This is a genomic window from uncultured Helicobacter sp. (assembly GCF_937906905.1).
Lineage (GTDB): Bacteria > Campylobacterota > Campylobacteria > Campylobacterales > Helicobacteraceae > Helicobacter_B.
The window spans coordinates 1-10,885 of the sequence record NZ_CALERY010000016.1 but is presented as its reverse complement, the minus strand read 5'-3'; the positions used below and the strand labels follow the sequence as shown (position 1 = coordinate 10,885).

The 10,885-nt window shown below is 45.7% G+C and carries 13 protein-coding genes; 11 read left to right on the top strand and 2 right to left on the bottom strand.

Annotated elements, in window-relative coordinates; all coding sequences use genetic code 11:
* Nucleotides 1-122 precede the first annotated feature (122 nt).
* Nucleotides 123-1,154, bottom strand: coding sequence for a hypothetical protein (locus Q0171_RS03865; RefSeq protein ID WP_299326964.1), 1,032 nt, complete (start codon nucleotides 1,152-1,154; stop codon nucleotides 123-125).
* Nucleotides 1,155-1,530: 376 nt separating this feature from the next.
* Between Q0171_RS03865 and pstA the strand changes: the two genes are divergently transcribed.
* Entirely contained in the window at nucleotides 1,531-2,466 is a 936-nt protein-coding gene (gene pstA, locus Q0171_RS03860; protein ID WP_299326962.1) for a phosphate ABC transporter permease PstA, read from the top strand.
* 42 nt (nucleotides 2,467-2,508) lie between these two features.
* A complete protein-coding gene (gene pstB / locus Q0171_RS03855; protein ID WP_299326960.1) occupies nucleotides 2,509-3,279 on the top strand; it encodes a phosphate ABC transporter ATP-binding protein PstB in 771 nt (256 codons plus the stop codon).
* 105 nt (nucleotides 3,280-3,384) lie between these two features.
* Here pstB and Q0171_RS03850 read toward each other — a convergent pair whose 3' ends face one another.
* Nucleotides 3,385-3,507, bottom strand: coding sequence for a hypothetical protein (locus Q0171_RS03850; RefSeq protein ID WP_299326958.1), 123 nt, complete (start codon nucleotides 3,505-3,507; stop codon nucleotides 3,385-3,387).
* Between Q0171_RS03850 and Q0171_RS03845 the strand changes: the two genes are divergently transcribed.
* From Q0171_RS03845 to Q0171_RS03805, 9 genes are all read left to right on the top strand, one after another.
* Complete coding sequence (locus Q0171_RS03845; RefSeq protein WP_299326957.1) at nucleotides 3,506-4,171, top strand: response regulator transcription factor; 666 nt, start codon at nucleotides 3,506-3,508, stop codon at nucleotides 4,169-4,171. The two genes, Q0171_RS03850 and Q0171_RS03845, sit on opposite strands and share 2 nt — an antisense overlap.
* A gap of 181 nt (nucleotides 4,172-4,352) precedes the next feature.
* Nucleotides 4,353-4,595, top strand: coding sequence for a FeoA family protein (locus tag Q0171_RS03840; protein WP_299326955.1), 243 nt, complete (start codon nucleotides 4,353-4,355; stop codon nucleotides 4,593-4,595).
* A gap of 26 nt (nucleotides 4,596-4,621) precedes the next feature.
* The gene (nth, locus tag Q0171_RS03835; RefSeq protein ID WP_299326953.1) at nucleotides 4,622-5,416 is read left to right on the top strand and encodes an endonuclease III; all 795 of its coding nucleotides are present in this window, start codon (nucleotides 4,622-4,624) and stop codon (nucleotides 5,414-5,416) included.
* 5 nt (nucleotides 5,417-5,421) lie between these two features.
* Nucleotides 5,422-5,934 (top strand): chemotaxis protein CheX, encoded by a 513-nt coding sequence (locus tag Q0171_RS03830; RefSeq protein WP_299326951.1) that lies wholly within the window; start codon nucleotides 5,422-5,424, stop codon nucleotides 5,932-5,934.
* A gap of 65 nt (nucleotides 5,935-5,999) precedes the next feature.
* Entirely contained in the window at nucleotides 6,000-6,365 is a 366-nt protein-coding gene (fliN, locus tag Q0171_RS03825) for a flagellar motor switch protein FliN (protein WP_299326949.1), read from the top strand.
* A 32-nt stretch (nucleotides 6,366-6,397) separates the two neighbouring features.
* Complete coding sequence (locus Q0171_RS03820) at nucleotides 6,398-7,387, top strand: hypothetical protein (RefSeq protein ID WP_299326947.1); 990 nt, start codon at nucleotides 6,398-6,400, stop codon at nucleotides 7,385-7,387.
* Nucleotides 7,387-8,271, top strand: coding sequence for a TonB family protein (locus tag Q0171_RS03815; protein WP_299326945.1), 885 nt, complete (start codon nucleotides 7,387-7,389; stop codon nucleotides 8,269-8,271). The genes Q0171_RS03820 and Q0171_RS03815 overlap by 1 nt, the downstream gene beginning before the upstream one ends.
* Before the next feature lie 9 nt (nucleotides 8,272-8,280).
* On the top strand, nucleotides 8,281-9,375 hold the full coding sequence (gene pyrC / locus Q0171_RS03810) for a dihydroorotase (protein WP_299326943.1): 1,095 nt from the start codon (nucleotides 8,281-8,283) through the stop codon (nucleotides 9,373-9,375).
* The gene (locus Q0171_RS03805) at nucleotides 9,360-10,754 is read left to right on the top strand and encodes a glycosyltransferase family 9 protein (protein ID WP_299326941.1); all 1,395 of its coding nucleotides are present in this window, start codon (nucleotides 9,360-9,362) and stop codon (nucleotides 10,752-10,754) included. Before pyrC ends, Q0171_RS03805 begins: the two co-directional genes overlap by 16 nt.
* Nucleotides 10,755-10,885 lie beyond the last annotated feature (131 nt).

Here is a 10,885-nt window from a genome sequence, read left to right as displayed (position 1 = left end):
AGAGCTTTTGATTAGCAATTTTGCTTTATCTAGCCTTTCACTTTTTAGTGCGTAATGTATATGAATTGTGCATAAAACAAACTAGATTAAAGAGATAGAATCTAGCTAGATTCTAATGCTTTTTACTTATCTTTTGGTGGATTATCATCGTGGATTTTTTCTGGCTTGCTAGGCACTATGCTCGCATCATCGCCTAGCTCTTTTGGATCTGGCATTCTGCCATTATCAAGGTGGCTTAATAATGCCTTTTTAAACGCTAAAGTAGAATCCACTTTATAGTATTTTCCGCCGCTATCCTTGCTTAAGCCTTGCAAAAACTCCACTTCTTCGCCCAAAGCAAAGCTATGAAACACCACTTGATTGATAACTTGTTCGGGCTTTCCTTTTGTTATATTGTGGTTTAGATTTTTCATTGTTTTTATTAGCAAATCCGCACGAAATTTATCTAATGGTGTAGGATTGCCTCCAAAAATGCAAAGCTCTTTTACCAGCCCATTATCCTTAGTGAAATATTTCATACTCTCAATCATTGCATCATTTAGCAAATAAAGATTTTCTAAATTCATAGGGATATTTTGGACATTTTTTATAAACATTTTCTCATCATAAAAAGGACCTAAAATATTGATTTTTTCACTTTTATAGTCATTTACCACTGCCTTTGTGAAACAATCAGGCTTATAAATTCGCTTTGCAATATAGGGGGCGATTTCCTTGAAAGCCTTAATATAGGGGTGCAAACTAAAAGTGTTGCAATACACAAAGCCCATTTCTTTATAAGGCTTTTCACGCAAATAGATTCCAAAATCAGCATTTTTTTGCGAGAAATTTACTAGCGTAAAGCTTGTCTTTTTACACACAGAAGTGATACGCAAAAGCCCAGCTCCACTCGTATCAAGGCTATATATAAACTGCTTATCATCACTCATATAGCTCCCATCTTTTTGCAAGATTCCACCATTTAGGATTCTATCTGCAAAGCAAATCCTTTTATCCACGCTAGAAGATTGGATACTCTGCCCATCTTTAGCATAAATCACGCCTTGTTGCTCTTTATGCTGCTCTAAACTCTGCTTAGAGCAGTCCATTCCATTGATAAGATTACTTAGCTTTTCAAACACGACTTTTTCATCATAAGGATCAAAAGTTTTCATAGGTAACTCCTTAATAATAAATTACACTAATATCATCGTCCATGCTTGGACAACAAAAGGTAAATATAAAAATAAATTTTCTATCCCAATAACGCTTGTTTAAAGGAAATGATACGCGCCGTATTTAGAAGTGGCAAAATCTGCCTACAAAGCACAAACACGCCGCTTTGCAGGCAGATTCTCTTGCAAAGGGTTTTAAGTAGTTCTTGCCCCAATCTAGCTCTTAGCACAATTTACCCCCTCGATTCTCGCACCGCCCATAATCTAGGGTGCCTACAATCTCCAAAGTCCCAATCATTTACATAACCTTTACATTTCCCGCGCCATGCTTTTACATAATATACCTATAATCTCCCAAACTAAGGAGAATCCCCAAATGGCACAGACGACAACAAAATCCACACGCACAACCAAACCCAAAACCTCCGCTCACATCTCGCGCAAATCGCATGCACACCAGAATCTAAAAAAGCAGCCCCACCACCACAAAGATCCGCTCTCCACTCTGCTACGCGCTAGCGTGTTTGTGGCGATCACACTTACTGGAGGAGTGTTTGTCCTGCTGGTGGGCTATATTCTCTATAGTGGGCTGCCACATTTAAGCGCGAGCTTGTTTGAGTGGAAATACACCACGCAAAATGTCTCCATGCTCCCAGCCCTTATCAACACCATAACCATCGTTGCTCTCTCCCTGCTTTGCTCCGCACCTGTGGCAATTCTGGGCGCAGTTTATCTACAAGAATATGCCAAATCAGATTCATGGATCGTAGGTGCTATCAATCTTGCTGCCGAGACGCTCGCAGGGATACCCTCTATCGTGTATGGGCTTTTTGGATTTATCGTCTTTGTCATGTATGTTTTTGACAATACCTACACCATGCTAGCAGGGGCATTTACGCTTAGTATCATGGTGCTCCCGCTAATCCTGCGCAACACCCAAGAAGCGCTCAAATGTGTGCCTGTATCATATAAAGAAGCGGGCTTTGGGCTAGGTGCGCCAAAGCTTGTTGTGCTCTTTAAAATCATCTTGCCCTGTGCAATGAGTGGCGTGCTCGCAGGCGTGATTCTAGCCATTGGGCGTATCATCAGCGAGAGTGCTGCGCTGCTCTATACTGCTGGGAGCGTGGCACAGGTGGCTGGGGCTTTGGACTCTGGACGCACGCTTAGTGTGCATCTATACCAGCTGCTAAACGAAGGTCTCTATATCGAGCAAGCTGCCGCGAGCGCAGTTGTGATCCTGCTAATTGTCATTATGCTAAATATCCTATCCAATGTCGTAGCTAAAAAGCTAAGCCCTAGCATGCCAGCCTAATCCTCCCAGAATCTAATCCATAAAAATCCAAGGAGCCACCCAATGCCAAAAGAACAGCCCGCCAAAGATGTTTTCACACTAAAAGCCATGAATCTCTATTATGGCGATTTTCACGCACTTAAAAACATCAATCTCTCCCTTGCCAGAAACGAGGTGAGCGCATTTATCGGTCCTAGTGGCTGTGGTAAATCCAGTCTGCTGCGCTGCCTAAACCGCATGAACGACCTAGTCTCAGGCTGCCAAGTAGGCGGGAAAATCCTACTAGAAGGCAAAGATATTTACAAAGACTATGATGTCAATCTCCTGCGAAAGCGCGTTGGCATGGTATTCCAAAAGCCAAACCCATTTCCCATGAGCGTGTATGACAACATCACATTTGGTCCCAAAACCCATGGCGTGAAGAAAAAAGATGAGCTTGATGAGATTGTCGAGCGCTGCCTGAAAGGCGCAGCACTATGGAAAGAGCTCAAAGATCGCTTGAAAAAGTCAGCCCTAGGGCTTAGTGGAGGGCAGCAGCAGCGCCTATGTATCGCGCGCGCCTTAGCAGTCAATCCCGAAGTGCTGCTTATGGACGAGCCCACCAGCGCGCTTGATCCGATCTCTACACTAAAAATCGAGGAGCTCATAAATGAGCTAAAGCAAAAATACACTATCATTATCGTTACCCACAACATGCAGCAAGCTGCGAGAATCTCGGACAAAACGGCGTTTTTCCTGCTTGGGGAGGTGGTGGAGTTTGATAAGACACAGGCGATATTCAATGCGCCTAAAGATAAAAGGACGAAAGATTATATCGGCGGGCGTTTTGGCTAAGATCCTAGATCGTTGGCTTTTCTGTGCTTTAAGGGGGTTTGCGCTGGGGGTTTTGCTCATCACCACCTTAGGTAGCTCTCGCCCCAGCTTGGCAACCCTTAATCATTAAAAATCCTGTCGCGCAGGATTTTGGATTCTAGGGCGTTTATCACAAACCCCAAGCCCATTAGCTCTAGAAAAGCAGATTCTACTAGAATCTAACAAAACATAAGGAGAATCTAACCACATGATCTATGTCCTAGAAGATGACACTAGTATCCTCGAGCTCGTCCTCTACGCCCTCTCCAGTCAAAATATCCAAGCCCAAGGCTTTGATAATGCACTAGATTTCAACACACAGCTTGCCAAGCAGCTTCCATCACTCATCGTGCTTGACATTATGCTACCCAATGAAAATGGCTTAAGTATCCTAAAGCGCTTGCGCGAAAAAAGTCGCACGCGTAATATCCCTATCATTATCCTAAGTGCGCTAGGTAGCGAATATGACAAGATCAAAGGACTAGACCTTGGTGCAGATGACTACCTATCAAAGCCCTTTAGCGCACTTGAGCTACTTGCTAGGATTCGCGCACTCCTGCGCCGCTATGAGGGAGAGAGCGCTGGAGATTTGGTGCTAGATTCTCTCACACTATCACCCAAGCGCCACACCATAACACTGGCTGGCAATGAGATAAAAACCACGCTAAAAGAATTTGAACTGCTCTACCACCTGCTAAAAAACCCCGATAGGACATTTTCGCGCGATGAGCTACTTGAATGTGTATGGGGCTATGAGCTAAGCGGCGAGACACGCACTGTGGATATGCACATCAATACACTTCGGGGCAAGCTTGGAGAATTTGGCAAGAGAATCCAAACTATCCGCGGCGTAGGCTACAAGCTACAGAGCTAAACGCGCTTAATCGAGATTCTGCTAAATTCTGTGCTTTGGCAAATAAGACAAGTAAAATCTAGCAAGTAAATCTAAGCTCCTGGAATTTACGCTAAGATATGCGCCGATAAACGCCTGCAATACTAAGTCTTACAGGCACAAAGCACAAATATACATATAGTGCTGATTTGAAAGGATTATCATGACACTTGATGAATGCCAATGCGACAAGTCCTACCTCATCACCAAAATCCATATCCATGATATGCTCGCTCAAGAGCGACTAAATTCGCTAGGGTTGGTGATTGGCACGCCAATCACACCACTTTGTGCCTCGGCGAAAGGCGCGACAATCTCCATACAAGTCAATCAAACCATCATCGCCTTGCGTAGCGAGGAAGCCAAGCAAATCGAAGTCGCACCGCTTGCCCCTACCGCAAACTAGCCGATATAAATTAGCAAAGAAATGTCATGAGCACACCAAAATCCAAAAAACTAGAATCTAAAAGTCTAGATTCTACAAATCCTACCACAAACACAAAGCAGCCCCAAAAGCCCAACATCTCTAAGCGCACCACACCCAGTAGATCAACCAAGCCAATCAAAGCACACAGCAAAACCAAAAAAAGAACCAAGGCACAAATCGAGACTATCCGCACACGCTTTCTTGCCCACTATCCACAAGCCAAAACCGAGCTGCGCTATCGCAATCTCTATGAGCTGCTAGTGTGTGTCATGCTCTCTGCTCAATGCACTGATAAGCGTGTCAATCTCGTAACCCCCGCACTTTTTGCGCGCTTTAGCGATGTGGAGCAGCTCGCGCATGCCCAACTAGATGAGATAAAAGAGCTTATCAAAAGCATTTCGTTTTTTAACAACAAAGCTAAGCATTTGCAGCTCATGGCACGCCAAGTGCTAGAGCGATTTGGCGGCGAGATCCCCACCACACAAGCAGAGCTCAAATCTCTCGCAGGTGTAGGGCAAAAAACCGCCAATGTCGTGCTACTAGAATACTGCAATGCCAATGTCATGGCAGTAGATACACATGTATTCCGCATCTCCCATCGACTAGGCTTAAGCACAGCCACTACACCCGAAAAAACCGAGCTTGATTTACAAAAAGCCTTTGTGAGCGATTTGTCTGCATTACATCAGGCGTTTGTGCTGTTTGGTCGCTATACATGCAAGGCACTTAGACCAGCGTGTGAGAGCTGCTTTGTGCAGGAGTTTTGCCTACAACCAATGGAGAGCACACCAAGGCGCTAGTGGTAGTGGCGGCTAAATCCAGTCCTAAAGCACTAAATGCTAAAGCAAACCTAAATAAAAATACGCTACAATGCCCCCAATCCCAAGCACAGATCTATAAAGGTAAAGTCATGGAAATCATAAAAGAGAGCTTTTTTGAAGTGATTAAAAATTCTATCGGTGTAGAGCCAGAGGAGTCGATAATCCCGCTTAAAAAAGGCTATATGACATCAATTGAAATGATTGGCACAGGGAAGAATGTCTTGCTTGTGTTTAATAAGCCTTTCTTGAAAATCATGTGCTTGAACTTTCTTTCGGAATCCGCCCCTACTCCAGAAGCGCTAGAAGACATGGCGCGCGAGCTAGCAAATCTCACCGTAGGACATGCGAAAGTTATCGCACAAGGACGCGACACAAATTTCAATATCTCTACGCCAAATTTTCTAGGTGTGCATAATGTAACAGACTACGATCAGGGAATCCACTTTCGACTTAAAGGCACTGGACACTGCAGCATTTTCCTACGCGCCAAGCAGTAAGCGCATGGGCACTCTAGCACGCCAGATATGGCTAGAGGGAGGCTGAATTTATTGGGAGATAGACCATGGCAGACAAACCGCACTCTATACTTGATAAACAAAAAGCACACACGCAAGAAGAAATTGAGCTTGCCTCCTACCTCGAAGACATGATGGAGAATTATGGCGGACTGCTGGATATGGGCGTAGTTTTTACCGCGGAGCTTGGCTCGTCCAAAATCCCGCTCGCAGAGATTTTAAAATTTGAAAAAGGCTCAATCATCGATTTACAAAAGCCAGCGGGAGAGAGTATCGATGTGTTTGTCAATGGCAGGATTATCGGCAAAGGCGAGGTCATGGTCTATGAGCGCAGTCTTGCAATTCGTTTAAATGAGATTCTGGATTCTAATGCGATTGTGTATTACATCGCGCGTAGCAATCCTTACGACTAAACACCAAGGCAAGTAGGCACATGGAGCGAGCAATGAAAGTGTTTTGGCGATTCTTTGTGTTAGCACTACTGCTATGTATGTATAATGCGCATGCTGCCACGCTAAAGCAGATAAAAACCTACCCAGAACAAGATAAGCTCGATGTGCTTTTGTTGCTAGATTCTGCGTTTAGCGGTGATGTGGGCACAGCAAATGTGCAAAATGAGAAAATGACCATGGTCTCGCACATCGCGAGTGCAAGCAAATGGAGCAAAAGCTTCCAAACTTCACCCATCAAGAAGCTCGAAATTATCCCCAAAAATAATAATCTCTACTTCAAAGTAGAATCCCGCAAGCGCTACTATGTCAAGCCTAGTATTTCTAAAGACAAAAACACCTTGCGCCTAAGCTTTTTTGCCGCGGATTCTGGGATTGTGGATTCCCTGCTTAAATCCCCTACCACCCTTAAACCAGCGCCCATGGAAGAAGTCTTTACACCAAGAGAGCAAAATACACGCCAAACCATGCAAGATAACAGCTCTCAAGGCACCAAGCCAGAATCTAAACCAGATTCTGGCAGAGCAAATTCCAAAAGGGCGGATTCTAGCTCGCTAGATTCTAATGATTCTGGCAAAAATACAAGCCCTTCTTTTAGTGATAGTTTCAAGCAAAATCTAAGCACTCACAGCATAGATATGCAGAGCTATTGGTATTACATCGCTGGGTTTATAGGGATTCTCGCGCTCTTGCTTTATATCCGCAAGCGCTTGCGCGATGGAGCTGGGCGCAATGACTCGCTCAAAATCATCTCGCAAAACCAGATTGACCCCAAAAACAAAGTCATTATTATCGAAACCAAAGAGTATTTTTACATGGTGCTTTTGGGCGAGAAAAGCAACCTCCTACTCGATAAAATCCCTCGAAGCAAGAATCTGCCAGAATCTAGCCTAAACGCACGAGCCAAGCCAGAATCCAGCAAGCCTATTAGTGATAGCAAAGCCTTTAACGATGAGTTTTGGAATACGCTCAAAAATGCGAAATGATGAATTTGCCCCCAGCCTACAAAGCCCTTGTATCGCTTGACAGACGGGATACAGGGCGCTTTTATACAAGCCTTGCGATTGCGATTAGCTTTCATCTTTTTTTGATTTTTATCGGCTGGATACTTTACACGCATCTCTTCCCCAAATCCCCCAAACTCCACAAAATCGACACCGAGAATCTACTTGTGCTAAAACGCGGATCAAGCCTTGATAAATCTGCCAATACGCGTGGCGCGCCAAAACCCCAGCTTGCTAGCCCCGATATAGCAAACACAAGCCAGCCCTCACCAGCCAAGCGCCTCTCACAGGCATTGCCCACCACCCAAACACACCCTAACACACAGCCACAAAAGCCCCCGAAACACACACAAACCTCCCAAACTCCACTGCCACAAACCCAAAATCAAAGCACACAAAATACTTATGATCCAAAGAATCTCCAGTTTTTCGACCCTGCCGCATCAACCCCCCCAATCTCGCAAAATCAAGCACGCCCCAACAGCGCCAGATCCTTAGAGAGAAACAAAGGCTTAGATAAACAGACCCGCCGCGACATCGATGAGCTTTATGGTGATGAGTGGGGCGATCTAGGGAGTGCAGAGCGCGATTTTATCACCAGCAACTTACGCGAAATCGCGCGTATCACGCAGAGCTATCTCTCCTACCCGCCCACTGCTGGCTATCTCAGTCAATCTGGCGAAAATGCGATAGAATTCTACCTGTTGCCAAATGGCGACATCGATGGACTAAAGCTCCTTCTAAGCTCGGGCTTTGTGCTCCTAGATAAAAACTCGACCAAAACCATTGAAATCGCGTATAAAGACTATCCGCGCCCCAAGCAAAAGACGCTCATACGCTTTCATATCACCTATATCCTATACTAAGGAGAATCCATGGAAGAACCCAAGAAAATCACAAGCGTAGTGCTAAAAAACCCGCTAGATATGCATCTGCACCTGCGCGATGGCATTACAATGAGAGCAGTGCTGCCATTTAGCGCCAGAAGCTTTGTAGGTGCGCTCATCATGCCAAATCTCATACCCCCAATCGACTCGCTAGAAAGCGCGCGCGCGTATGAGGAAAGGATTTTAGCGTGTGTCAAACAAAGTGCTTGCGAGAATTTCACACCGCTTTGTGCGCTATACATGACAGACTCTCTCACAACCCAGATGTTAGAAGAATGCGCTAAAGCTGGCTACAAATTTCTAAAACTCTACCCCAAAGGCGCGACAACCAACAGCCAACATGGCGTCTCTAGCGTGCTAGATTCTCATATGTGCGCGCTATTTGAAGCCGCTCAAGCACTTGAAATGATTGTATGTATCCATGGAGAAAGCGGGGGGTTTGTGCTTGATCGCGAGCATGAATTTGGCTCGGTGCTTGTGGAGCTGGCGACCAAATTTCCGCGCTTAAAATTCATCATCGAACACATGAGCGATCATCGCACAATCCCACTACTTGAAAATTATGAGAATCTCTATGCCACACTAACACTACACCATATCACGCTCGATCTTGATGCGCTTGCTGGCGGCGCGCTCTGTCATCATCATTTTTGTAAGCCTGTAATCAAAACTCCAAAAGACAAAGAAGCACTCCTAGATCTCGCGCTTAATGCTCACCCCAAAGTTAGCTTTGGATCAGATTCTGCGCCTCATGGACTAGAGTCTAAGCGCAATGGTGCAGCTGGGATTTTTAGCGCACCTTGCCTGCTTCCCCAACTTGTTGAGCTATTTGAACACCACGAGAAACTAGGGAATCTCCAGGCATTTGTGAGTGATAATGCCATGCGTATTTATGATTTTGCCTCATGGTCGCCCCTAGCACAAGAGTGGGAACGCAATCCTAAATATGTCTATCTGGAAAAGACCCCTTGCGAGATCCCACAAGGTGTGGGCGCATATCAAGCCATAGGCGATGAGCTACAAATCTCCGAAGAGATTATCCCACTACGCGCAGGCGAAAGACTCAAATGGACACAAAAGTAAAAAACCCTACCCCACAGCAGCATGACACAGAGAATCTAAAATACCCCACTCCAATCACAAACACGCATAAAAAGTGTATCCGTGTGGGGATTGTGCGACTCTCATCATTTGGTGATGTGGTGGTTTCAGCAAGCCTGCTTGCAGGATTTCGCGCTGCGCTCACCCAGCTGGCTGTGAAATTAGATTCTAGTGTGCGTATCGAGTGGTTTATTGATGAGCGATTTTCTGGGATTCTCGCAGATAGTCCTGCTATTGATGTCCTCCATGCTCTGCCTATGCGCACGCTAAAAACCCCAAAATCTGTGCGCACGATGTGGCAATTTCTACGGGGGCTTGGGGAGTTTGACATCGTGCTAGATCTACAAGGGCTTATCAAATCTGCTTTGGTGGGCAAAGCACTTAGGGGAAAGCAGTTTGTGGGGTTTAGCTTTCTTGCTGCCAGAGAGGGGCTTGCGAGCCTAGCATATAGCAAGCGCGTGCAAATCCCCTATGATAGCAATATATTAGTGCGAAATTTTGCAATCTATACGCGTGCGCTGGAGCTTTGTGGTGCAGATTGGCATGTGCTAGAGGCGCTGGATTCTAGTCTAGATTCTCGCACGCTAGAATCTAGAGAAACAGCCAAGCTAGAAGCGATATTTAGACAAGAGATACCAGCACACAGCAAAGATTCTGGGGGTCTGTCGGGGGTTTTCGCACGCTGCGTAGAGCTTCGAGCAGGAGGATTTGGCGTGGATATGAAGCTAGCTAGAGCTCTAGTGAGCACACCAGAGTCGATAGGCGAGTCGCTAGACCCCGTGCTAGACCCTAGCATAGACTCTTTGGATTCTAGTGTGTATCGCGTGCTATTTGTCCTAGAAGCCTCCATCGCGCAAAAAACCTACCCACTCCAGCATTTCGCCATGCTTGCCACACTCATGCAGCGCACATGCGGGGCATGCGAGTTCTATCTCATCTACCACAGCGCCAAAGAGCGTGCGCTCGAGCTACGCGCCATGCTACACGCTAGCTGCTTACATGCCCACCTGCTCCCGCCACTTGATTTTACCATGCTAAAACTCTTGCTTAAGCGCATGGACTGCGTGATCGGCGGAGATACAGGAGTAACACACTTGGCATGGGCGCTTGGAAGCGCGCGAGTCATCACGCTGCTAGGCAATGCGGCTACTACCAGCGGGAAAAACATGTCCCAGACTAAGCTCTCTCGTGTGCTGCTGGGCAATCCTATCGCACTAAGCCAGAGCGGGAGCTTTGAAATCGCCTCAATCACCCCCCAAACAATCCATGAAATTTGGAAGACGGAAGTTTTGGAGCAAGAATCTCCAGGTAAGAATCTAAACATAAGCGCGATAACCAATAAACCTAGAAGTGATATATAAGCGAGATTTGCAAATATGCAAATCTGTGCGCAAGATTCCAAGCACCTGGCGCTTGCCAGCTAATACCTAGTTTTTCTCCTTATCCACAAGTTTATTTGCGCCAATCCAAGGCATCATCGCCCTTAGCCTGC